Raw genomic sequence first — 22971 nt, 5'->3', positions numbered from 1 at the left:
AATTATTGCTATTTTACGCGTTTTAATGCTTAGATTCTAATAATTATTAAAATAAAAACTGGCAGTTTGATACAATTGCAAAAGCAAAATTATTGCAGATATGAAAATTGATGATAGTGCTTCTTCTGTAATTTTTTAGCTAATTTTGGCGTTTTATAAGCATGATAATCGGCCCAAACGCCTGCACCATAAGCACTTGTTAGAACTTTGTGTCCCTTTAATTGCGAAACATTGATAAAGTTGCCGGCACCAGCTGCATCACTCCAGCCATGAATGCCGACCCAGCTAAGCCCTTGTAACTTTCTCTTTTCTGCAGTTACCCAGTTCTTAGTACGGGCAAGCTCTGTTTTATCCATTGTTGCCGGGTCATGAGCAACATAAGCATGCAAGATAAGATGAGAGAATTTTTTACCACTACGGTAATCCGTTATTGTCTTTTTGCCGATAACTTCTTTACACAACTTTTTACCATCATAATAATACCAAGTGCCGCGCAACTTATTAGGATAAGTCGTAATGTAATTACTGTTATCTTGAGTAGTCTCCTGTGCCGGTTTAACTGCTGCAGCAACTGGGCTGACCGCTGTTAAGCCACTACTTGCCAAAGTTGCAGCTACTACTAGTAAAATATATTTGTTTTTCATAAGAATACCTCCTTTATTTATTAAGGATAGTATAACAGATTTTTACCAAAATTATACAAAAATATTACATTTTTGTTACACAATGTAATATTAGCGTAACAAAAAAGCCGCTAGCTAGCGACCTTTTTATTTTTGATAAAAATCATCGAACACAGTTACAGGCAAGTGCCGTTTATGCTCACTCTTTAACCACAGTGCTTCAATCTGCTTCGCAGCAGCTTCTGAAATCGTGCGACCTTCTAAGTAGTCATCGACTTCATTATAAGTGACGCCCAGCGCCTTTTCATCAGGTAACGACGGGCGGTCTTCTTCCAAATCAGCAGTTGGCGTTTTTAGATAAAGATGCTTAGGACAGCCCAATGCTTCAAGCATCTGCTTGCCTTGCCGCTTATCTAACCGGAACAACGGCGTCACATCCGCAGCACCATCACCATATTTGGTATAAAAGCCGCTAAAGTTTTCGGCGGCATGATCGGTACCGACTACGGCGCCATTATGAGCACCAGCAATTGCATACTGGACAATCATCCGTTCCCGCGCTTTAATGTTGCCTTTATTAAAATCCGTAATTGTCTGCCCAGCTGCTTCTAAACTGGCAACAGTCGCATCAACTCCCGGCTTAATATTAACAATCAAGTCCTGATCTGGCTGTTGGAAAGCCACGGCATCAGCTGCATCTTGGGCATCAGCTTGAACGCCATAAGGCAGGCGCACAGCAATAAATTGGTAAGAATTATCGCCAGTTTCTGCGCGTAATTCACTAATTGCCATTTGCGTTAATTTTCCCGTCAAAGTAGAATCTTGACCGCCAGAAATCCCTAGCACATAAGATTTTAAAAAGGGATTCGCCTTTAAATAATCTTTTAAGAAGTCAACAGATCGCCTAATTTCTGTTTGGGGGTCAATCTCTGGCAACACGTGCTCGTAAGCAATTATTTCTTTTTGCAGTGGTCTCATTTAGCTGCATTCCTTTCGGTAATTTTTTGACGAATATCTTTAATTAAATTCATCTTGCTATCGTATAAGTCTTGTGACAAGTCAATCGGATACTCCTGCGGATTAAGCATCCGCTTGTATTCATCCCACAAACCATCAAGGTTTTGGGTGCAGAATTTTTTAATATCAATTAATTTAGGTTGGTCATAAACAAGCTTGCCGTCCTTGAAGATGTCCTTCAATAGCGGCTCAGCCGTGTAATCAGTCACAATCTTATTGATATAAGTGTACTGCGGGTGGAACATGTATAATGAATCAAACTTGCGTGGATCAACGCCGCTGCGAGCAATCCAGTCACCCTCATTCTTCTTTTTCCGATTAGCTGAAATCCGCCAAACTTGCTTTTTTCCTGGATTTGAAACCTTAATTGCATTTGAAGAAATCTTGAGCGTGTCATGCATCTGACCGTGCTCATCTGCCATTGATACCAGCTTATAGACAGCACCAAGCGCGGGCTGATCAAAAGCGGTAATGTACTTGGTACCAATTCCCCAGACATCAATTTTAGCACCTTGCATCTTTAAGCTGGTGATCGTTGTTTCATCAAGGTCATTAGAAGCAAAAATTTTGGCATTCGGATAACCAGCATCATCTAATTCCTTACGTACTTGTTTAGAAATGTAAGCAAGGTCACCAGAATCAATGCGCACACCTTGAAAATTAATCTTATCGCCCATTTCGTTAGCAACCCGAATGGCATTAGGAACACCGCTGCGCACCGTATCGTAAGTATCAACCAAAAAGACACAATCTTTGTGTGTTTCGGCATAGGCTTTAAAGCCCTCGTACTCGCTGCCAAAGGCTTCAACTAGTGAGTGGGCATGCGTTCCAGAAACAGGAATACCAAATAATTTACCGGCACGGACATTACTAGTAGAGTCAAAGCCACCAATGTAAGCGGCACGTGTTCCCCAAATAGCAGCGTCGGCTTCTTGCGCGCGCCGACTACCAAATTCCATTACACCATCGCCCTGAACAGCTAATTTAACTCGTGCAGCTTTAGTTGCCAGCAAAGTTTGAAAGTTAATAATATTTAAAATTGTCGTTTCAACTAATTGACATTGAGCTAGTGGGCCCTCAACTTGAACAAGCGGCTCATTGGCAAAGACAATTTCACCTTCACGCATTGAGCGCACGCTCAATTTAAATTCGAAGTGGCGCAAATAATCAATAAAATCATCATCGTAGCCAACTTCTTCCTTCAAATATTGAAGGTCACTTTCCTTAAATTTCAAATTTTTCAAGTACATGATAACATGCTCTAGCCCAGCAAATACTGAATAACCGTTACCAAATGGTTCAGTGCGATAAAAAGCTTCAAAAACAGCATTACGGTCAGCAATGCCTTCTTTGAAGTAGGTGTACATCATATTTAATTCATACAAGTCTGTATGCAAAACCAAAGAATCATCTTGATCTAATTCTTGATAAAACATTTTATCCCCTTATTAATTTTTTCACTAATATTTTTGTTCTTAATTATAGACATTCAGATGATTATAAGCAATAGTTTTAGCGTTTAATTACTGCCTGATATTCTTGAATAATAGCTTCTAACTGGTTTGCAACAGAAAAATGTTCGGTAATATAAGCTTTTTCGCGAATAGCCATTTCTTCTAATTCGTTTTTAGGTGTAGCAACTGCCTGACGCAAAGCATTTGTAATTGAGCTAAGGTCTCCGACCTTAGCTATAAAGCCACTATCTTGATCCGGAATCATCATTTCAATATCACCAACATCGGTGGATAACAGCGGCACTAGATTATCACAGGCTTCGAGCAGAACTAAGGGGAAACTTTCTGAATACGACGTCAAAACTGCCAAATCCATCCGCCGATATAAATTTTGCAGTTGCTTTTGCGTCATGAAGCCTTGAAAAGTCACTTGCGGACCCAAATCTAGTTTTTGCACTAAATCCTTTAACGTTGCCATTTGCGAGCCATCGCCAGCAATAAACAAATGAACATTGGCATTATTTAAATTTTTCAAAGCTCGCAATAATAAGTCCTGACCCTTGACCTTTTCTACGCGTGCAACGTTAATTATATTAAATGTTGCTTCGGGATATTTGGCCGGAATTTCACTATCTTGATGAAAGAAAATGCCGTTGTAGATAACATGGACTTTATTTTGATTAACATGCGCCTTATGCACAAGTAAGTTGGCAAAGGTTTTGGTTACGGCAAACACACAGTCACTTTTTCTAAGTGCATAAAGATTAGCCGCCGTGAACAACTTGCCCAGCATACCGCGATCAGCAAAGTCAAGGTAAGGGTCGGAATGGACCGTCACGCACCACTTAGCGCCGAGTTTGCGCCGGATTAATGCCAAGAACAAGTTAGCTCGCGCCCCGTGAGTATGGACAATGTCATAATTGCCATCATTAATAAAGGCAGCAAGTTTACCAAGACTTGCCACATCGTAGCGGCTATTAATTCCAAGTACCGCAACTCGCAAGTTCGCTTCTCGTGCGGCTTGGGCAACTGGGCCTTCGGCAAGGCAAAGCAAAGTAAAATCTTCGCCCTCTCTTTTGGCTTCCGTTAATAAGTTAACAATATGCGTCAACCCTCCGCCTGCTTCCAGACCTGCGTTGACATGCAAAACTTTCATGTTACTTCTTTTCCTTTTTTTCTTCGTGAATTTCGTGGACAAATTTAGGCAAAGCCATCATCCGTTTAAAGCGGCTCGGGTTTTTAACTAAGCGGTAAAACCACTCAAGATGGGCGTGCTGCCAAAATAATGGTGCTCTTTTAACAGCTCCTGAAAAGACATCGAAGCTGCCGCCAACTCCCATCATTAGTGCGGGTAGCAAATTTTTCCGCAAAATGGACAACAGCTTTTCCTGCCGCGGGGAACCCAATGCAGCAAACACTAAGTCAGGTTCTGTCCGTTCAATCTGATAAGCTATAACTTCCAGGTCTTCGTTAAAATAGCCATTTTCAGCCCCAACTAATTGAATTCCCGAATATTCATGGGCGATTTTTTCCTGGATAGCATGTATAACGTTCGGTTTAGCACCAATTAAATATACCCGCAAGTTGCGATCGTTAGCGAGCCTCATCAGCCATACAAACAAATCATAACCCGTTACCCGCTCCTTCAGCGGTGTGCGTAACATTTTAGCTGCCTTCACAATTCCAATACCATCGGGTGTAATGTAATCAGCATCAAAATTCAGGATTTTCATAAATTCAGGATTTTCATTCGCCGCCATTACAATCTCGGGATTAGCAGTAACAACAAAAGTTGACTGGTGGGTATTAATCCGACCAATAAATTCATTTTGAAATTGGGTGAAACTTTTGTTATCGAAGTCAATCCCTAAAACGTTTACTTTACTCAATTGTCAGCCTCCTAGAGCACTTTTAATCTTATTTTAGCAAACAATTAGGCCTTGCGGGATATGTTTTAACTTATATACTATAAATATGATACGATTACGGCGACTGCACAAATAGGAGCGTTTACAAAATGAAAAAAGTTATTACTTACGGCACATTTGATTTACTGCACTACGGACATGTTCGCCTGCTCAAACGGGCAAAGGAAATGGGAGACTACTTAATTGTTGGCCTTTCAACTGATGAATTTAACCAACTGCAAAAGCACAAGGAATCTTACAATAATTATGCCGAACGCAAATACATTTTGGAAGCAATTCGCTACGTTGACAAGGTCATCCCAGAAGACGGTTGGAAACAAAAAATTAGTGATGTTCAAAACTACGACATTGATACCTTCGTCATGGGCAATGACTGGGAAGGTAAATTCGACTTTCTCAAGCCATATTGCAAGGTTGTCTATTTACCCCGCACTCCCGGAATTTCAACTAGTAAAATCAAAGAAGACTTGAAATAATTAAAAAACTCTGAACTAACTTTTGTTAATTCAGAGTTTTATTTTATTTTGAAAAGGTAAATTCGAACCGATCAGCAACATAGCTAGCTCGCGTGTATTCAAACGGCTCACCAGTTGTTAGTTCCGTTACCTGCAACCTTGTAATTAAGGCCTCGCCCTTGCGAGCATCTAATAAGCGCGCCGCATTTTCGTTAGCAACCGCAGCCGAAATATGCTCGGTTACCCGGCCAACTTCATAGCCGCTTTTGGCTAAAGTTTGGTATAGGTGCGAAGAAATATCAGATTTAGACATTTTTTGAATTAAGCGATATGGAATAGTAACCACTTCATAACATATCGGCACCTCATCGGCATAACGAATCCGTTCCATCCGCAAAATTTCTTCACTATCGGCGAGGTTCAGCCGCTCTTTTTCTGACAAAGATGGTTTACCAATATGATAGGAAATTAACTTACTTGATGGTGTCTGCCCGTTAGCATGGGTAATCTCGGTGAACGACATAATACCCGACATTTTCTCTTGGACCTTCTGGCTGGCAACATAAGTACCACTGCCAAGGCGACGCTCTAAAATCCCCTCATCCTCTAAGGTCTTAATCGCCTGTCGCAGCGTCATGCGGGACACGCCAAACTTTAGCGCCAATTGCCGCTCGGCAGGGATCCTGCTGCCAACACGATAGACGTGATTTTCAATGTCGCGTTTAATCTGATTATGAATTTTGATGTACATTGGTTCTTCCATAAGGCACTCCTCCAAATGTGTCCTTTTATTATAATCTAAATTGGTCTAATTTGCACAAACAAAAACGACTAGTTTTTTATCACGATTTTTTCTTAGCGGTCCATTTAATTCCTAAGATATTGACATTGGCCTTTGAGCTGCATTCTACCGGCAATAATTCCTCACTTGAGGCAACTACACTAACCCGCATTTGCGCGTTATCCTGAACCGCTAAACTTGCACCATTGGGATTAAACACCAAGTCGTGTCCTTCAATTTGTGCCTTGTCGCCTAATGCCAAAAAATATTGGTATTCGTTGCCACCATTAAAGGTTACCCGTCGTGCAATACAATTTGCGGTATCTTGAAAGTCCGCATGATTTAAAATTACTGAATTAATCAGGGTAATTTGCGTCTCATTAACTGCAATTATCCGACTAAGCTGGCTATTTTGAACAATTACGTGGGGCTTTTTGTCCAAATATATCCCACCGGTGAAATAACTATCAACGATATTCACCCAAGAGTCATCGGTAATATACATACAAGCGTCATCATCAGACAAAATCTTGCTATTTAGCATATTCAGCCATGTTTTTCCTTGCAATAAAATCGTATCGGCAACCGAATTATTCAAATCCACTTCGGCATTAGTTTTGACAAAAGTATCAATACTACCATGAATCCGCGAATTATTAATTATTGCTGTTCCGCGACCTTCCAAAGCCAAAACGCCAAATTCTTCGGCCACATTTTCAATAGAAGAATCATTCATTTCCAAGCGAAAATCGGCGTCCGCAAACAATGATACCGAGCCGTTTATAATCTTAGTTGAATAAAGTTCAAGCGTAATCTTACCGTTAGCCGCAATCGCTGCCGTATCACTGCCAAAGCCCTTGATGACGCAATTACGCAAACTAAGATAAGTATTCGCCTCAGCCGGTACAAACAAAGTATTATTATCATTATTTGTGTTAATGCATAAGTTTTCCAAATTGACGAACCGACTGTCAGCAGCGACATTAACATACCCCAAAATCGTCGTATCTTCGGGCAAGCTGCCAGTGCCCTTAATTGTAATATCTGCTAAGGTAATTCCTTGCGGCAATTCATAAAATCCCGGCTCCAAAAACATTACATCATCAGCGCGTAAATCCTTCAGCGCTTCATGCCAGCTGATTTCACCACCACCAGCTCCCACTTTAATTAGTCTTGGCATAACAATCCCTTTCTCAGTGAACAGTAAACTAGCTATCATTGTACTATTTTTTCAAGATCAATAGTTAAAACTAACTTGTAAAAATAAATCTTACTCACTGCCCCCTTTATTTTAATTTGCTTGCCCTAACTTAAGCAAATTGTTTTTAACAAAAAAATTCGAGAAAATCTTGGTTTTAAGGTAAAATGAAGGTGTATTTTAGAAAACAGTACACTACTATTAAAGAAGCTTTAGAAAGGTTGGATTCTATATGAAACATAACCGTCAACAATTTACTGGCTATGATCGTTTCTCAAATAAAAATATTATCAAGTTTGGATTAATCGGCTTAGCTCTTACCTCTTTAGTTGGTCTCAGTAAGCAAACTGTAAGTGCAGAAACTACTGCTGCCACTAATGCTAAGACAACACAAACCGCGACTGCACCTAAGGCCGAAGTAACAAATATTCCGACTAAGACTAACGATACCGATGATAAACCAGTTGTTCGCCAAAAATTAACGGAGTCTTTTGATCCTGTAGAAAAAACGTTAGTTCACAATGCCTTTTTGTACAATCAAGACGGCAAACGGGCCAATGATGTAACAATGAATGCTGGTTCAACTGTTGAAACTTACGGTACAACTTTAATCAATAACCGTAAGTTCTACAACTTAAAGAATCAATTATACATTGCTGCCGGAAATATTGACCGCAAAACTCGTGAACTTGCTCGTGATTCTTACATTTACGATCAAAACGGTAACCAAGGATTGCCAATTGTTTTAGCTAAAGACCAATACATCCCTACCTTTGGCGATCCTGTCCGCATCAACGGTACTGAATACTACTTAATTGACCAAAATCAATACATTAAAAAAGGCGACTTAGTTGAAATCAACCCAACACCACAACGTCCTGGTGATGTTGATGGGTTAGTCATTAATGGTGTTCTCAAACACAAGGCTTACATTTATGACAAAAACGGCAAACGGACTAATAAACTGATTTTAAAAATTGGTACTAAGTGCTATGCCGCCATTAGCGAAACAATCAATGGCAAACAGTATTACGAATTTGACCACGGTCGCAAGCGTATCTTAGCAGCTAACATTGATGGTACTAAGCGAACATTGACTCACAATTCTTACTTATATAATAAGCACGGTAAGCGGATTGGTCACAAGGTATTATCTGCTAAGTCTAGTGTTCGCACTTACGGCAGCTCCGTTTTAATTAAGGGTCAACGTTACTACATCGTTGACAACAACCGCTACATTAAACGGGCTAACTTTTAATAATTAAAACTAATATCCAGTCGTTAGGCTGGATATTTTTTTGTCAAAAAAGAAGCAACTTCTGAATAGAAGTTGCTTCTTTTAGGGTTGGGTAATTCTTTTAAGAATTATTGGGTTAGCTGGATTCGAACCAGCGCATACTAGTACCAAAAACTAGTGCCTTACCGCTTGGCTATAACCCAATCAATGGAGGAGGGTGGATTCGAACCGCCGAACTCAGAGAGAGCGGTTTTACAGACCGCCGCGTTTAGCCACTTCGCTACTCCTCCATAACGCACGTTAATTATATTACCGAAAAACGTGCGTAATTGCAAGTAAAAATTGCTTAAATTTTATTTCTTATTTTCTTTGACGAACTTTTCCAGTCGTTTTAGACCTTCATTAATTACATCCATCGAAACGGCATAAGAAAATCTAATCCAACCCTTACCGCCTTTGTCAAAGCAGGAACCGGCAGTTACGGCTACGCGAGCCTTGTCAACCAATTCATAAATGAACTTTTCATCATCTTGTTCAAAACCATCCGGAATTTTAGCAAAAATGTAGAAAGCACCGTTTGGCTTGACACATTCAAAGCCAATCTTAGTCAAACCATTGTAAAGAACGTCGCGCCGCTTTAGGAATTCTGCCTTCATTGGTTGCGAATCATCCATGCCATTCTTAAAAGCTTCTTCAGCGGCATCTTGCATTGGTGTTGGCTCAGTAGTGTTGGCTGCTTGGTGAACCTTGGCAATTTGTTCCAAAATATCCTTTGGCGCACAAACAATCCCAATCCGGTAGCCAGTCATTGCCCAAGACTTGGAGACCCCATTCATCAAGATCACTTGATCGTGCAGGCTCTTTTCCATTGAGGCATGTGGTTGATCGTAATTTAATTCACTATAAATTTCATCACAAACAACAAAAATTGGCTTATCACGGACAACATCGGCTAAAGCATCAAGCTCTTTTTGACTGTACATTGCACCAGTTGGATTGCTTGGATAGTTCATCACGAGCATCCGAACTTTGTCACCATACTCATCAATAACTTTTTGCAGCTTAGCTGGTGTCAACTTAAAGTTGTCAGCAGAAGTATCAATCTCAACGATTTTAACACCTGTTCCCAACACAGTTTCATCAGTCATATATAATGAGAAAGCTGGTGTTGGAACAACCATTATATCGCCAGGATTTAAGCATGCGACTTCGGCGTCAAAAATTGACTCCGTTACCCCATTAGTTACCAAAACTTCAGTAGCTGGATCATACTTTTGACCATATTTTTTAGCTAAAAATTGACTTGCCGCCGTTCTAAGCCCCATTGTACCGTTAGAAGGTGCATAGTGAGAATGGTTATCATCGATACTCCTCTTGGCAGCTTCCTTAATATGTTCTGGGGTGTTAAAGTCGGGCTCACCTAGCGTGAACTTAACAACATCCGGAATCTTGCTAGCATAATCAGAAAACTTCAAAATCGGATTTGAAGGAGCATCTGCTAAGCCTTTTTTCATATAATTGATTAATTTAACCATATAATTTCACCAAACTTTCTTTTTCATATGAACAAATTATACAATTAATATCATCATTTTTCTACAATTATTTTTTAATTTTTAGCTAATTTATTATGCCAGGCCCTGCACTTGATTCCGCAATTTAATCATTACAGGATAATTATTGGTAAAAATTCCGGCAACATGCCGCTGAAAGTATTTTTTGGCAACAGCTGGATCATCAACTGTCCAAATTCGCTGCGTGATTGCTTCTTGTGAGGCGAGAAATTTTCCCGGATGAATCCCAGCAAAATGATTTTCCTTAATTAGTTTAGCCGAGTTAGTAACATCCTGATCCGTCAAATAACAATATATCTGGTTAGGGTCAATTTCTTGGCAATTCTTTAGCGTTACGTAATCAAAGGACGAATAAATAAGCGGATGAACAAATTGATATTGCTTCGCCAAAGACAACACTGTCTTTTCAATCCCTTGATAATGGATAATTCCCGTCTTAAACTCCAAGTTAATTAAAACATCCTTGCCGCTAAGCAAGTCAAAGAGCTCACGCAATTCTGGCACCGGCTCACCATTAGCCAAATGCAATTGCCGCAGCTCTACTAGCGTAAAATCCTTGATATAGCCCTGACCATCAGTTGTGCGGTCAACACGTTCGTCGTGCATCACAACTGGGACACCATCTTTAGTTAAATGAACATCAAATTCGACACCCTCAACGCCATTTTTAATTGCATTGCGAAAGCCTTCAAGAGAATTTTCCGCAAATTTTGCGGGATAACCACGATGACCAAATACGATTGTCTTATTTTTACCAGTATTCATAATGTTATTATTGAGACCTCTATTAATCTTCCAACAAATTACAGAGGCTATCTTAAACCAATTACCCCCACTTTTAAATAGAAAAGCAAAATTTTATTAATCCTAATTAACTTTTAATAACTAAACATTTACAATAACGGTAAGTAATAAATAATACAGGAGATTAATATGAAGAAAAAATATTTTTTAAAAAGTAAAAAGCACCTATTACTATTCAATGCAGTTGCCGTTAGTGCAGCTATCTTAGCCAGTACAGATACTATTATTAATGCCGCTGCACCCACTGAAAATCAGACATCAAGTGAACTAACTGACAATCAAATCACCACTGGTAACGATGGCGATTGTGTCTGGACATACAACAAAAACTCTCAGACCTTAACCATTAGTCCAGGCAGCACTGGCAACCAACTGGGAACTGAGCAGTTAGCACAAATTGTCACTAGCAGTAGTAAATTCGGCGACGAAGATACTGAAGAACAAGTATACAGAGACAGTAAGCTTAAGCACCTTGTCTTCACCGGACAAATTAAGTTACCAGCCGATTCGCGCTACCTTTTCTGCCAACTTGAAGGTCTAGAAGACATTACTGGATTAGACAAAGTTGACACCAGCAATGTAACCAACATGCACTTTTTATTTAAAGAAGATAATAATTTGCGCAATTTGGACTTAAGTAATTTTGATACCAGTAAGGTTACCGACATGGCGTGGATGTTTGCTGGTGATGACAAATTAACTAACCTTGATGTAAGTAAATTCAACACTGCAAAAGTTACTAATATGGAAGGAATGTTTGATTACACCCCGAATGTTACTAAGCTGAACGTCGCCAATTTTGACACGAGCAACGTTACTAATATGGCCAACATGTTTTCAGGAACTGGTGTAACCGAACTCATTCTTAGTAATTTAAATACTAGTAAAGTCACCAACATGCGCAGCATGATTGCTAATAATCCACAATTGGTTACCCTTAATTTAGGAAAATTAGATACTCATAATGTAACTGATTTTAACAGCATGCTCAGCAATAATCCCAAACTGCCGGTAGTTGATGTCAGCGGTCTGGATACTGCCAAAGCAACAGACATTAGCGGCATGTTTGAACGCGATACGGCTTTAACTAAGCTGAATTTGCATAATTTTAATACTAAAAACGTTAAGCGCATGTTGCTGGTCTTTAACAGTGACCCGAATCTAACCGAGCTAGACCTTGCAAGCTTTAATACAAGCCAAGTTAACAACATGGAAGGATTATTTGCTAACGATACCAACTTAGCCAAGTTGAATATTTCTAGTTTCAATACTAAAAATGTAACTGATATGGACCAAATGTTCCAAGGTAGCGGCTTAGCTGAAATTGATTTACACAATTTTGACACCAGCAACGTTACCAATATGAACAGTATGTTCCGCGATACTCCTAATTTAACTAGCATTGATTTAAGTCGTTTTAATACCAAAAAAGTTACTGATATGACCGACATGTTTAACGGTGCAACTAGTTTAACCGACCTTGATTTATCAAGCTTTAATACCAAGAAATTACATCGGATGAGCGGGATGTTCAAAGGTGCTAAGAATTTGCGGACTATCAATTTATCAAGCTTTAATACCAAAAAGGTCACGCACAATCGCTTTACCTTCCAAGACGATACTAAGTTGATCAAACTTGATCTCAGCAACTTTGATACTAACCACATTATTCATAACAAATTTGATCGAACCGATTTAATTCAAGATATGCTTAAAAACACAGGTGATCCCTCTGGCTTTATTTTAAAACTAGGTCATCACCGGATTTATCCTGATGCAAGCCTTGCAAGTGGCAAAGACCATATTCAAGCAGTCGGTACAGGAACTGTCAACAAACCCAATGGCAAAACCTTTACAACTGGCGAATTACAGACCTTATACAATCAAGCAAACGCTAAGTGCCCTGCCGCTACTTATGTAATGTATGGCGGTAAGCAAAAGCCACAATTTACAGTTAAAAAGTTACGTCATAATGCTTACGTCTACAATCAATTTGGTAAAAAAGCACGGCAAAAATCATTAAAGAAAAATCATTCATTACTTGTCTTAGGTCCAGTAGTTACAATTAATGGCAAAAATTACTACTGCATCGATAGTGGAAAATACGTTAAAGAAAGTAATTTTAAGTAGGCATAATTCCTGCTATAATAAAAAGAGAGCAGTGGTATTGTCCACACGCTCTTCTTTTGAAAAATTATTTCTTACTATGATTTTTGAAGTGATCTATAATCAATTCAGAATAACATTGGCGAATATACCTGATACTAAGCCAATTATGAGATCTTTCAAGGCTTGTCGCCTCCTAGAATTACCATAATTAAGAGTGATTAAGTCCCTAGTAATTCTATTAGCCATTTTACCAGAATTTTATTCATTGACAATAACTAAAAATATTGTAGAATTAAGCTAGTGAGATTTTACAAGGCTTCAAACCTTAAAAGTCCTAAAGCCGATTACTTTAGGCAGTCATTAAAATGATCCTCTGCTTATGCAGAGGATTTTTTATTGCTATCAGGTAGTTAGGATCTCTCTAGTACCATTTCAGTACCTCAGCTGCTATAATAAAAAGAGAGCAGCAGCTTTACCTGCTTACTCCCTTTAAATGTTGGACTATTTCTTGAAATGGTCATATAACCATGCAGAAATTAAGTTAGCTAGTATACCTGATATTAGACCCAAAATGAATGATACCATAGAGGCCTTCACCTCCTAGAATTACCATAATTGAGAGTGGTTAAGTCTCAAATAATTCCATTAGTCATTTTACCAGAATTTTATACGTTGACAATGCTAATGTTCTTTCGTACAATATTCACGATAAAACTTATCGCGGGGTAAAACCTCAAAAGTCCTAGAGCCGATTACTTTAGGCAGTCATTAAAATGATCCTCTGCTTGTACAGAGGATTTTTTATTGCTATCAGGTAGTTAGGATCTCTCTAGTACCATTTCAGTACCTCAGCTGCTATAATAAAAAGAGAGTAGTGGTATTGCCCACACGCTCCCCTTTTGAAATTATTGTTTATGATGACGTCTAATATAATCGACAATCATATCAGCAATAACATTGGCTAGTATCCCAGATACCACGCCAATAATAAAACTTATCATCGGAGTTCCACCTCCTAGAATTATCATAGTTGAGAGTGATTAAATCTCAGATAATTCCATTAGTCATTTTACCAGAATTTTATACGTTGACAATGACCTAAAATATTGTAGAATGATATTGAATGATATCAATGAGGCTGAACCTCAAAAAGTCCTAAAGCTGGTTACTTTAGGCAGTCATTAAAATGATCCTCTGTTTACGCAGAGGATTTTTTAATACCGTCGTAAAACATGATTGAATAACTCGATACCATTTCGGTATCAAGTTGGCTTATAGTGATTTAACTTAAAGGAGTTGGTAAATCACAGACCCCCTGTAAACAATTTAACACCCTAAAGGGATGCACCGAATTTTGCATCTACACATTAATTAAATCTGATTATCTCAATCTATTACACAATCAGTACCAAAAACTTTGCACCGATTTACAAAATTTTGCACCGCACTTTTTTACTAAAAACTGTTTAAACTAAATTAATGACAAACAAAAAGAAAGCCCGCTATTAAGGCTTTCTTGAGGTATCTAAGCTAATAGATTTAAATTACTGAACACAATTATTATAGCATTTTTCGGGTCACTTTTTTACGTTTAGACCAATTTTAGAATATTTTGATTAGCCCACCATTGCAAAAATGTTGTAACCTAACAACGTAATTCGGCATAATTTTACTTAATTTCATTTAACAAAAAAGCCTTAACACCAACGCTTGAAGCTAGTTGACATTAAGACTAATTACATCTATTGGGTTAGCTGGATTCGAACCAGCGCATACTAGTACCAAAAACTAGTGCCTTACCGCTTGGCTATAACCCAAACATTTGAGCTTTTACTTGTCACTCAACATTGATAAGTATAGAGAAATGTAACGCTCAAGTCAAGTAAAATTTTTATTTTCTTGTTATAAGTTTAATTCATACGCATATCTAGCCCCATCTGGCGTTGGGTCAACTTGAATTACACCGCGATATTGATAACCTGACTTCTTGATTAGCCCCTGCATACGCTTATTCAAAGCATGCGTGTCAATGCGAAAGTTATGAAAGCCCAAGAATACTCCCCGCGACAATAAATTGGAAATAAAAATCATTCCCAAATGTTGGCCGCGATATTGATCAGAAATTGCAATTCGGTGAATTGTTGCATATTCCGTCGTCGTATTTTGCCATGCACCCGTAATTTCATCATAATTATGATCAGGAGTAGTTTGTAAAACCGCAACTCCCGCTACTTCTTGGTCAACAATTAACACGTACGCGCGCTTCTTGATAATATCATCCTGAAACATTTGCCTATTAGGATGTCCATCCTGCCATTGAGGGCTACCATCGCGTTTTAACAACTCTTTTGCTTGGTTAATAATCATCATAATTGCCGGCATATCAGCGTTTTGCGCCAAGCGAATATAAACTGACATTCTTTTTCCTCCACTATTATTAATAGTTTAATTTTAGTATAATGATAGTAATGATAGCAACAGCTAGGAGGAAAATAACATGGCAATTAAACTAGTCGCAATCGACACTGACGGCACTTTATTAAATTCAGCTGGGCAGATTTTAGCCAGCACTAAAGCAGCAATTACTAAGGCACTTAACCAAGGCGTCAAAATTGTACTTTGTTCTGGCAGGCCAATTGCAGGTCTTAAGCCATATATGACAGAACTAGGCATTACTGGTCCAAAGCAATACGCCGTTACCCTAAATGGCGCAATTACACGCGATGCTGACGATAAAATTATCACTAAAGATTTGGTTGGCAATGAACTTTATCGCAAAATGACGGCATTTGCATTAGCACACAAGTTACCTTTTAACGTTGTGGACGAAGATTCACACATTATCACCGCTAATCATAATATTGATTACGTTGTCTATCTTCAGGCTTACGAAAATACCGCTCCTCTATATGTGCGTACACCAGACGAATTACCCAACAACTTTTCGGTTGCTAAAGGTTGCTTTGTCGGCGAGTCTGAATTACTTGATCGTTATCAAGACAGCATTTCAGCTGAATTTGGCAAAGAGCTCTATGTTATTCGCTCCGACCCTCACTTCATCGAGCTGCTCAATCCCAAGGTCAACAAGGGTAATGGTCTAAAAGAGCTTTGTGCTACGTTAAATATTGATGCTAGCGAGGTCATGGCACTTGGCGATGAGCGTAACGATATTCCGATGTTTAATTTTGCTGGTACAGGTGTGTGCATGGGTAACGGTAGCCAGCAGGCTAAGGAGCAAGCTGATTATATAACTAGCTCAAATAATGATAACGGTATTAGCCAAGCTTTTACCAAATTCGTTTTTTAGAATTATCAAGCAAAAAAAAGACAGTTTACATCAAGTGTAAACTGCCTTTTTAAATTTTTAAAATTATGGCTTGAAGCTCAAATTATACTTCTGATCTTTTACAACATAGGTCGGTACACTAATAAAATGTAGTGAACAAATGTCATCAGTTCGCGATACGCTAAAGCCGAAATAATTATAATCACCATCGTGCAAAGAACCTTGCGTGTTAAACAGATCTCCAGCATGTTCCCATTCTTGATAGTAACTACGTTTACCGCGATCACTTTCACCGCTGCCAACATAGCCAAACATCATTTGCTTAATGCCAAAATAAATACTTTTCTTCAGCTCAGTCATCGACAATGTTTGCTTCTGATTATAAAAGCCAGCCATATCTTCAACATAATTATCGTTCAAATTTAAACCGTTAGCTTGGCAGGCCCGAACAATGCCTGGCACATAATGACCATCCTTGATCGTTTTACCATTTTGTTCGTACTCTGTCGCAATTGTTTGCGCCAATTTTTGCGCACCAGCACTATCCACCCAAGCCTTCAGACCCAAGTTATTGCGAGCTTCATTAATTAATCTAAGAGAAAAATCCGATAAAGTCGTCAATTGCTCTAGCGTGATATTATCTAAGTCAACCTGCGTCTGATTATCTGCCTTACTCTCGGCAAGATGATTACGACTAAAAGTATTGGTCTTCATCCCTTGCATGGAAGCAGCGACAAACGCCTTACTAGGGTGTCCCTCATATGCCTTGAGTAATTCTGCCCGAGTGTACCCTCGCGGCAAAACCATTTGAGCTTTAGCATAGGTAACAGCTTTTGCCTTTTTAACTGTCTTCACATCTTTAGCTAAAATCCAGTGCGCATTATTACCAATTTTATAGGCAGATACATGCCGCTTACCAATTCGACTTTTACTACTATACGAATATTTGCGATTCGGTAAAGCATAATAATTAGAATGTTTCCCAGAAGCCCAATAAAGCCGAACCTTTTTCTTTGTCTTAACCTTGACATAGCCTTGAGTTGCCGCTATGACGGATTGAGAAGTGTTTTGCACATCTGCCATACCAATCGACAACAAAGTAACACTAATTAAAGCAAGCGCAAATTTATTTTTCTTCATTTAATTTCCTCGAGAGTCGATAGTTCTATATCTCTTTGTGGCTTTAACTGTCATTTTAAAACTTATTGCTAGTTAATGCCAATTAATTTAATTCTGCTTCTCTTATTAAAACAGTCTATTTGCCAAAATATTATTTTTCCATTAAAGTTATTAACTGGTGCTTTGATAAGCAAAACAAATTGAAAGAACGTGTTAATGTGAAAAAGAAAAATTTTTTAATTGGTGCAGGTATCTTACTAATTGCCGCTAATTTACGGCTGCCAATTACAATGATTCCGCCAATTTTACCCTGGCTGCAAAGCGAAATTGGCTTGGCGCCAAGTATGAGCGGCTGGCTGACAACTATTCCACTAGTCATGTTTGCTTTATTATCGCCAGTCATTGCTCACCTTGGGATTAAGCAAGGTAATGCCAGAGTGCTATTTTTTACACTTTTAATCCTAGCAATCGGCGGCTACTTACGCGTTATTCCTAACAGCTACTTCCTATTATTAGGAACAGTATTAATTGGTGTCGGGATTTCCGGTGGTAACGTACTGCTTCCCGCCGTTATTCAGGAATATTTTCCAACTAAGGCGACGGTTTTCACCAGTCTTTACACTTTTACCATGGGATTAGTAGCTTCTCTTGGGACCGGACTTGCAGCTCCGCTAGTTAAAAAAATCAATTTGCCAATGACACTGGCATTATTTAGTTTAATTGGCCTCGGTGGATTCTTATTATGGGCAGTTGTTGTCCGGATCGTTCCTAAACCACACCATGTTAAGGCAACCACGCAAAACAAGGTTACTTCAATTAATCACTATCAACTAACATGGTTAATTACCTTCTTCTTTGGTACCCAGTCACTGCTCTACTATTCAATGTTAACCTGGCTGCCAAGCTTTTGGACCAGCACAGGCTTTAGCGTGACAACGGCTGGGCTATTGGCAACAATTTTTCAGTTATGCGGGATGCCAATGTCCTTATTGACACCAATTATTGCTCGAAAAAAGATCGGTATGGCTTTAGCTTCCAGCATTGTCGGTGGTGGCTTTGCCATAGGTGCTGGACTATTACTGCTATTCCCCGGAAACTTCACTGCTAATGTGATTCTAGCAATTATTCTAGGGATTGGCGCCGGTTCAGCCTTCAGTCTCTGCGTTGTTTTCTTTCAAAAGAAGTCGGCTAACTTTAGGCAAACAGCTCAACTGTCAGGGACAGCCCAATCATTTGGCTATCTCTTAGCAGCAGTTGGTCCTGCCTTATCAGGCTACTTGCAAGGCTTGCTTCATTCCTGGACGCCAATTTTTATTGCTTATACGATTTTAGGTGTGCTACTGCTAATCTCAGGAATCATTATTACTAATAAAAAGCCACTGAATAGTTAATATTAATTTTAAAAACTATCTATTATATCCTGTTGCCAGATACCTTATAGTATCTGGTTAACAGGATATTTTTATCCAAAATAAAAGGAAGACATCATAAACTGTCTTCCCTAATATCTATTATTTACGATTTTAAATAGTAAACTTGTATTCTATGCGATCACACCTAACAACTGACTTAGAAGAGTGAATTAATTGATGATCTGCAGTATAGCCATCCTTTTTAACAACAAACAAAGGATCACCAAGTGCACACTTTAATTCATCCGCATACTCTGCATCTGCCGTTATGCCATCAATTTTCAATTCTGATTTAGTAATCTTGACACCATAATATTCTAGCAAAGTATTATACAAGCCTTTTGATGTTAGCATCTTTTCAATAAATTTAGGAAATTCCTCACCAGAAACATAGAGATTATCTAGTCCTATCGGTACTCCTTCCCTAATAAAAAGACGTTTAATGTAAACAACTGGAACCGAAAATTTAGCTTGAATTTCTTCTGGCAATTCATTAACTTCATTAATAAATTGCGTTTGCAAAAATTGGCTCTCTAATTGTTGTCCTTTAGTTGAAAAAAAGTCAGTAAAACCAACTGAATTTTTCCCAATTTGTAAACTTTCTTTTTTAACTTTTACAAAAGTACCTTTACCACGAATTTTTTTAACTAAATCCTGAGCTTCTAAAATTTTTATTGCTTTACGAACTGTTATTTTACTAACTGAATACAAAACACAAAGTTCGCTTTCAGTTGGTAATTTTTGTGTGGGATAATACTTATTAGAATAAATGTTGCTTTTAATCAAAGAAGCAATTTGTAAATATAATAGTTTATCATCTTTTAGCTTTTTCATACGTGTATCCTACTATAAAGCAATAAAAAAGTCCATTTATCAGACATTAAGCTGAAAATGGACTTTTATTTTACAAAATTCCCAAAGCACCTATTATTATACCAAAAATGATAATACCAATTAAGAGGGCATTTGTATTAATCTTTTTCTTAATCAAATAATAGATTGCTAAAGTAAACAGCAAGGGTAACATTTTAGGAAACATTTGATTTAAAATTGACTGCAAAGTTAGTTTAGCACCACCTGCAGCAAATTTAATCGGCGTCGTAATATCTACCATGCTAGCAACCATGCCACCGACTATTGATAAACCAATAATAGAAGCAAATTCCATTATGCGGTCCATTAAACCTTCTTGATACATCTTAGTTAAGTACTTGTTCCCAGAATTATAACCTAAAAATGTACCGTAATATGAAGTCAGCAATGAAGGTATCATAAATAGCCCAACTGCTAGCAATGGACCTAAAATACTGCCTTGCTTGGCAAATGAAAGCCCAATACCAAAAGTAATTATTCTAACTGTACCTTGGAAAAACGAATCACCAATACCAGCAAAAGGTCCCATTAAACTAGTCTTAATCATTGAGATTGACTCAGGATCATATTCACCCTTATTTTGAGCATTTTGTTCTTCCATCGAAGCAGCAATCCCCATGATAAAGGAAGTCAACTGCGGCGTACAGTTATAAAATTGCATATGACGTTTATAGGCCTTTTTCTTTTCTTCCAAATCATCAGCATATAATTTGTCTAAAATTGGAGCCATTCCGTACATAAAGCCCATATGCATTTGCCGCTCATAGTTCCACGAACACATAATGGTCATTGATCTAAAGAAAACCTTACGTAAGTCTTTCTTTGTAATGATGCTTTTCTTTTCAGATTCTTCCATTTTTATTTCGCCGCCTTCTTTCCACCATAATTGACTTTATCCATAATAAAGGCTAACAAAACCGAGAAGCAGGTTAAGCCAATCAGACTCAAATTAGAATACGCAACTACTAAAAAGCCAAATAAGAAATATGGAAATAGCTTTTTACTGAGCATTGTACTCAGCAACATAGCAAATCCCAATGCTGATAATAGGTTACCCGCAACTGTTAACCCATGAGTTATTACAGTAGGAATACTATTAACGATTGGCTTGATCGAATTGGCACCAAAGTAAAAGGCAACGAAAATCAAGGCAAAATACAATATTGAGTTTAATAAAAATGACCAAATCACATGAATATGCTGGGCTTTTTTAAATTTACCCTCATCAATCGCCTTATCGGCTACGTGACCAAATTGCGCAATAATCATTCTCATTAAAATATCAATAAATTCCGCTGCAACAGCTACTGGCAACGCAATAGCTAGAGCCGTTTCCTTACTAGCACCAGAAATAATTGCAAACGCTGTAGCCACGATACTACCAATTTGCATATTTGGCGGAGCTGCGGCACCAATGGCAACAAATCCCATTGAGATTAATTCCATCGAAGCACCTAAAATAATGCCAGCTTTTAAATTACCTAGCACTAAACCGGTCAATGTACATAGAATTAAAGGTCTCCCGACGTTTTGACGTCCAATTAATCTTGAGTCAATTACGCCGACTATCGACACTAAGCCTAGCAGGATTGCTTTTATTAACATAACTCATCCTCCTTACTCACTACTTATTAAAGTCCACTTTTTCTGGAGAAACTGCTGGAACCTGTTGAACCACAATCTTAACGTTCTTAGCAATAATTTTTCTGGTTGCTTCTAATTCTTCATCATTGAGAAAAATGGTTTTACCATATTGCTTTGAACCGTCTTTTTTAGCAACACCACCATAATTAATTTCTGTTATTTCTGGTACTTGCTCCGTTACTGCTAATGCTTCAACTGGTCCTTTTGCCAAAATCATAATTTGATCTTTTGGATTTGCTTCAACAACAGAAGCAACTTGATTAATTGGCACAATATCCAATTCGCAATCTGTTGGCTTAGCCATTGATAATGCCATTTTAGCCATTGGATTGTTTGGAACTATGTCATCTGCCACAATAATTCGATTAATAGAATATTGCTTAACCCATGAAAAAACAACTTGCCCATGAATTAAACGATGATCTACTCTAAAAAGTTTAATCATATTTAGTTACCCACTCTTAATTAATAATCAAGGTGCCACATATATCTACGAACATCCAATGAATGACCGCGTTCGTAGGCAATTGCCTCAACCATTTGTCTAATAACAACACCAGATAAAATAGCTGCAATAAATTCTTTAGCTTCTGGCTTTACGTCATCTAATGGCAAATCTGCTTGGTCAAGAACTTCTAAGCACTTAGTATGTTGCTTAGCAAATTTTTCTACTCGTTCATCAAGGTGACGAGTATTACCAATACTCTTAACTAAAATAAATGGTACATCATAGTCTGTAACTTCAAATGGGCCATGGAAATATTCACCAGAATTAATTGCTGCTGAATTAATCCATTGCATTTCCATAAACCAGCACATTGCAGTTGAGTAAACTTCACCATAGTTAATACCACTACCAATAGTGTAAATATTTGCACTGCGCTTATAGCTTTGGCCCCATTTTTCAGCAGATTTAGCGTGATCCTTCTTTACCTTAACTGTTAAGTCTTGTAACTTATTCAATTCGTCAAAGCAAACAGCCCACTTTTTATCACCAGTAAAGTGCTCTAACAACTTAAATGCCAAGCCATATACTACAGGCTTATTTAAATCACTGGCATCAGCATCTGTTCCCCAATCATAGTGAATTGGAAATTCAGTTGCTTGCCATAATGGAGATTCATCAGCGTGAGAAAAGCTAATAGTAATGGCACCCTTTTCTCTCCCTAATTTAGTAGCATTAACAGTTTCTGGGGTAGTACCAGAGTGTGATATCGAAATAACAATTGAATTCTTGCCCAATGATTTTGGTGCATCATAAACAAATTCATTTGCAGTATATACTTGGCTAATCAAGTCAGTATTTCTGTCCATCATGTATTTACCTGGCATTAACACCGCTTGTGAACCACCACAAGCTACAAAGTAAATACTCTTGATATCCCGCTTCTTAACTTCCTCAATTGCTTTATTGATTTGATCAATATGTTCTTTTTTCATAATATCCGCTCCTTAAA

The 22971-nt window shown here is 38.2% G+C and carries 21 protein-coding genes and 3 tRNA genes; 5 read left to right on the top strand and 19 right to left on the bottom strand.

The features are described 5' to 3' along the window. Positions 1 to 89 precede the first annotated feature (89 nt). From PT287_RS08845 to PT287_RS08825, 5 genes are all read right to left on the bottom strand, one after another. Positions 90 to 644: a hypothetical protein gene (locus PT287_RS08845; RefSeq protein ID WP_277134285.1), complete on the bottom strand. Its 555-nt coding sequence runs from the start codon at positions 642 to 644 to the stop codon at positions 90 to 92. A gap of 126 nt (positions 645 to 770) precedes the next feature. After that, positions 771 to 1601: an ammonia-dependent NAD(+) synthetase gene (gene nadE / locus PT287_RS08840; protein ID WP_277134284.1), complete on the bottom strand. Its 831-nt coding sequence runs from the start codon at positions 1599 to 1601 to the stop codon at positions 771 to 773. Then, on the bottom strand, positions 1598 to 3076 hold the full coding sequence (locus tag PT287_RS08835; protein WP_277134282.1) for a nicotinate phosphoribosyltransferase: 1479 nt from the start codon (positions 3074 to 3076) through the stop codon (positions 1598 to 1600). The genes nadE and PT287_RS08835 overlap by 4 nt, the downstream gene beginning before the upstream one ends. A 76-nt stretch (positions 3077 to 3152) precedes the next feature. Next, entirely contained in the window at positions 3153 to 4250 is a 1098-nt protein-coding gene (locus PT287_RS08830) for a glycosyltransferase (RefSeq protein ID WP_277134280.1), read from the bottom strand. A gap of 1 nt (position 4251) precedes the next feature. Beyond that, positions 4252 to 4983: a WecB/TagA/CpsF family glycosyltransferase gene (locus tag PT287_RS08825; RefSeq protein ID WP_277134279.1), complete on the bottom strand. Its 732-nt coding sequence runs from the start codon at positions 4981 to 4983 to the stop codon at positions 4252 to 4254. 128 nt (positions 4984 to 5111) lie between these two features. Between PT287_RS08825 and tagD the strand changes: the two genes are divergently transcribed. Then, positions 5112 to 5498, top strand: a complete 387-nt coding sequence (gene tagD / locus PT287_RS08820; RefSeq protein ID WP_277134277.1) for a glycerol-3-phosphate cytidylyltransferase — start codon at positions 5112 to 5114, stop codon at positions 5496 to 5498. Positions 5499 to 5541: 43 nt separating this feature from the next. On the opposite strand, the gene PT287_RS08815 is transcribed toward tagD, so the two are convergent. Both PT287_RS08815 and PT287_RS08810 read right to left on the bottom strand, forming a co-directional pair. Then, a complete protein-coding gene (locus tag PT287_RS08815; protein WP_277134275.1) occupies positions 5542 to 6240 on the bottom strand; it encodes a GntR family transcriptional regulator in 699 nt (232 codons plus the stop codon). A gap of 79 nt (positions 6241 to 6319) precedes the next feature. Then, positions 6320 to 7438 carry a hypothetical protein gene (locus PT287_RS08810; protein ID WP_277134273.1) on the bottom strand — a complete coding sequence of 373 codons (1119 nt, stop codon included), beginning with the start codon at positions 7436 to 7438 and terminating at the stop codon, positions 6320 to 6322. 250 nt (positions 7439 to 7688) lie between these two features. Between PT287_RS08810 and PT287_RS08805 the strand changes: the two genes are divergently transcribed. Continuing rightward, positions 7689 to 8714 (top strand): SLAP domain-containing protein, encoded by a 1026-nt coding sequence (locus PT287_RS08805; protein WP_277134272.1) that lies wholly within the window; start codon positions 7689 to 7691, stop codon positions 8712 to 8714. A 110-nt stretch (positions 8715 to 8824) separates the two neighbouring features. Here PT287_RS08805 and PT287_RS08800 read toward each other — a convergent pair. The 4 genes from PT287_RS08800 to PT287_RS08785 all read right to left on the bottom strand — a co-directional run bounded on the left by PT287_RS08800 (position 8825) and on the right by PT287_RS08785 (position 11032). Continuing rightward, positions 8825 to 8896: transfer RNA gene (locus PT287_RS08800), tRNA-Gln, on the bottom strand. A 5-nt stretch (positions 8897 to 8901) separates the two neighbouring features. Then, a tRNA-Tyr gene (locus PT287_RS08795) sits at positions 8902 to 8983 on the bottom strand. A gap of 63 nt (positions 8984 to 9046) precedes the next feature. Then, complete coding sequence (locus tag PT287_RS08790) at positions 9047 to 10228, bottom strand: aminotransferase class I/II-fold pyridoxal phosphate-dependent enzyme (RefSeq protein ID WP_277134271.1); 1182 nt, start codon at positions 10226 to 10228, stop codon at positions 9047 to 9049. A 93-nt stretch (positions 10229 to 10321) separates the two neighbouring features. Then, positions 10322 to 11032, bottom strand: a complete 711-nt coding sequence (locus PT287_RS08785) for a glycerophosphodiester phosphodiesterase family protein (RefSeq protein WP_277134270.1) — start codon at positions 11030 to 11032, stop codon at positions 10322 to 10324. Between the two features lie 168 nt (positions 11033 to 11200). Here PT287_RS08785 and PT287_RS08780 point away from each other — a divergent pair, with 168 nt between their 5' ends. Further along, positions 11201 to 13201: a BspA family leucine-rich repeat surface protein gene (locus PT287_RS08780; RefSeq protein WP_277134269.1), complete on the top strand. Its 2001-nt coding sequence runs from the start codon at positions 11201 to 11203 to the stop codon at positions 13199 to 13201. A 1724-nt stretch (positions 13202 to 14925) separates the two neighbouring features. On the opposite strand, the gene PT287_RS08775 is transcribed toward PT287_RS08780, so the two are convergent. Both PT287_RS08775 and PT287_RS08770 read right to left on the bottom strand, forming a co-directional pair. Beyond that, positions 14926 to 14997, bottom strand: a tRNA-Gln gene (locus PT287_RS08775). Between the two features lie 85 nt (positions 14998 to 15082). Then, positions 15083 to 15598, bottom strand: a complete 516-nt coding sequence (locus PT287_RS08770; RefSeq protein ID WP_277134268.1) for a GNAT family N-acetyltransferase — start codon at positions 15596 to 15598, stop codon at positions 15083 to 15085. 79 nt (positions 15599 to 15677) lie between these two features. On the opposite strand from PT287_RS08770, the gene PT287_RS08765 reads away from it, so the two are divergent. Beyond that, positions 15678 to 16487: a Cof-type HAD-IIB family hydrolase gene (locus PT287_RS08765; protein ID WP_277134267.1), complete on the top strand. Its 810-nt coding sequence runs from the start codon at positions 15678 to 15680 to the stop codon at positions 16485 to 16487. Between the two features lie 63 nt (positions 16488 to 16550). On the opposite strand, the gene PT287_RS08760 is transcribed toward PT287_RS08765, so the two are convergent. Further along, positions 16551 to 17606: an SEC10/PgrA surface exclusion domain-containing protein gene (locus PT287_RS08760; RefSeq protein ID WP_277134266.1), complete on the bottom strand. Its 1056-nt coding sequence runs from the start codon at positions 17604 to 17606 to the stop codon at positions 16551 to 16553. Between the two features lie 197 nt (positions 17607 to 17803). Between PT287_RS08760 and PT287_RS08755 the strand changes: the two genes are divergently transcribed. Then, positions 17804 to 18976 (top strand): MFS transporter, encoded by a 1173-nt coding sequence (locus PT287_RS08755; RefSeq protein ID WP_277134265.1) that lies wholly within the window; start codon positions 17804 to 17806, stop codon positions 18974 to 18976. 132 nt (positions 18977 to 19108) lie between these two features. On the opposite strand, the gene PT287_RS08750 is transcribed toward PT287_RS08755, so the two are convergent. The 5 genes from PT287_RS08750 to PT287_RS08730 all read right to left on the bottom strand — a co-directional run bounded on the left by PT287_RS08750 (position 19109) and on the right by PT287_RS08730 (position 22954). Further along, on the bottom strand, positions 19109 to 19831 hold the full coding sequence (locus PT287_RS08750) for a GntR family transcriptional regulator (RefSeq protein WP_277134264.1): 723 nt from the start codon (positions 19829 to 19831) through the stop codon (positions 19109 to 19111). 70 nt (positions 19832 to 19901) lie between these two features. Then, complete coding sequence (locus tag PT287_RS08745; RefSeq protein ID WP_277134263.1) at positions 19902 to 20726, bottom strand: PTS system mannose/fructose/sorbose family transporter subunit IID; 825 nt, start codon at positions 20724 to 20726, stop codon at positions 19902 to 19904. Between the two features lie 2 nt (positions 20727 to 20728). Beyond that, the gene (locus PT287_RS08740; protein WP_277134262.1) at positions 20729 to 21475 is read right to left on the bottom strand and encodes a PTS sugar transporter subunit IIC; all 747 of its coding nucleotides are present in this window, start codon (positions 21473 to 21475) and stop codon (positions 20729 to 20731) included. Positions 21476 to 21494: 19 nt separating this feature from the next. After that, positions 21495 to 21959, bottom strand: a complete 465-nt coding sequence (locus PT287_RS08735) for a PTS sugar transporter subunit IIB (RefSeq protein ID WP_277134261.1) — start codon at positions 21957 to 21959, stop codon at positions 21495 to 21497. A 20-nt stretch (positions 21960 to 21979) separates the two neighbouring features. Continuing rightward, the gene (locus PT287_RS08730; protein WP_277134260.1) at positions 21980 to 22954 is read right to left on the bottom strand and encodes an SIS domain-containing protein; all 975 of its coding nucleotides are present in this window, start codon (positions 22952 to 22954) and stop codon (positions 21980 to 21982) included. Between the last annotated feature and the right edge of the window lie 17 nt (positions 22955 to 22971).

This window comes from Lactobacillus sp. ESL0679 (genome assembly GCF_029433515.1).
GTDB lineage: Bacteria > Bacillota > Bacilli > Lactobacillales > Lactobacillaceae > Lactobacillus.
The sequence above is the reverse complement of the archived record's forward strand: the minus strand, read 5'-3'. Positions and strand labels throughout refer to the sequence as shown.

Bases quoted from the DNA above. Each gene is read 5' to 3' on its own strand.
- PT287_RS08845 (WP_277134285.1), bottom strand. From the start codon at position 644: ATGAAAAACAAATATATTTTACTAGTAGTAGCTGCAACTTTGGCAAGT.
- nadE (WP_277134284.1), bottom strand. From the start codon at position 1,601: ATGAGACCACTGCAAAAAGAAATAATTGCTTACGAGCACGTGTTGCCA.
- PT287_RS08835 (WP_277134282.1), bottom strand. From the start codon at position 3,076: ATGTTTTATCAAGAATTAGATCAAGATGATTCTTTGGTTTTGCATACA.
- PT287_RS08830 (WP_277134280.1), bottom strand. From the start codon at position 4,250: ATGAAAGTTTTGCATGTCAACGCAGGTCTGGAAGCAGGCGGAGGGTTG.
- tagD (WP_277134277.1), top strand. From the start codon at position 5,112: ATGAAAAAAGTTATTACTTACGGCACATTTGATTTACTGCACTACGGA.
- PT287_RS08815 (WP_277134275.1), bottom strand. From the start codon at position 6,240: ATGGAAGAACCAATGTACATCAAAATTCATAATCAGATTAAACGCGAC.
- PT287_RS08810 (WP_277134273.1), bottom strand. From the start codon at position 7,438: ATGCCAAGACTAATTAAAGTGGGAGCTGGTGGTGGTGAAATCAGCTGG.
- PT287_RS08805 (WP_277134272.1), top strand. From the start codon at position 7,689: ATGAAACATAACCGTCAACAATTTACTGGCTATGATCGTTTCTCAAAT.
- PT287_RS08790 (WP_277134271.1), bottom strand. From the start codon at position 10,228: ATGGTTAAATTAATCAATTATATGAAAAAAGGCTTAGCAGATGCTCCT.
- PT287_RS08785 (WP_277134270.1), bottom strand. From the start codon at position 11,032: ATGAATACTGGTAAAAATAAGACAATCGTATTTGGTCATCGTGGTTAT.
- PT287_RS08780 (WP_277134269.1), top strand. From the start codon at position 11,201: ATGAAGAAAAAATATTTTTTAAAAAGTAAAAAGCACCTATTACTATTC.
- PT287_RS08770 (WP_277134268.1), bottom strand. From the start codon at position 15,598: ATGTCAGTTTATATTCGCTTGGCGCAAAACGCTGATATGCCGGCAATT.
- PT287_RS08765 (WP_277134267.1), top strand. From the start codon at position 15,678: ATGGCAATTAAACTAGTCGCAATCGACACTGACGGCACTTTATTAAAT.
- PT287_RS08760 (WP_277134266.1), bottom strand. From the start codon at position 17,606: ATGAAGAAAAATAAATTTGCGCTTGCTTTAATTAGTGTTACTTTGTTG.
- PT287_RS08750 (WP_277134264.1), bottom strand. From the start codon at position 19,831: ATGAAAAAGCTAAAAGATGATAAACTATTATATTTACAAATTGCTTCT.
- PT287_RS08745 (WP_277134263.1), bottom strand. From the start codon at position 20,726: ATGGAAGAATCTGAAAAGAAAAGCATCATTACAAAGAAAGACTTACGT.
- PT287_RS08740 (WP_277134262.1), bottom strand. From the start codon at position 21,475: ATGTTAATAAAAGCAATCCTGCTAGGCTTAGTGTCGATAGTCGGCGTA.
- PT287_RS08735 (WP_277134261.1), bottom strand. From the start codon at position 21,959: ATGATTAAACTTTTTAGAGTAGATCATCGTTTAATTCATGGGCAAGTT.
- PT287_RS08730 (WP_277134260.1), bottom strand. From the start codon at position 22,954: ATGAAAAAAGAACATATTGATCAAATCAATAAAGCAATTGAGGAAGTT.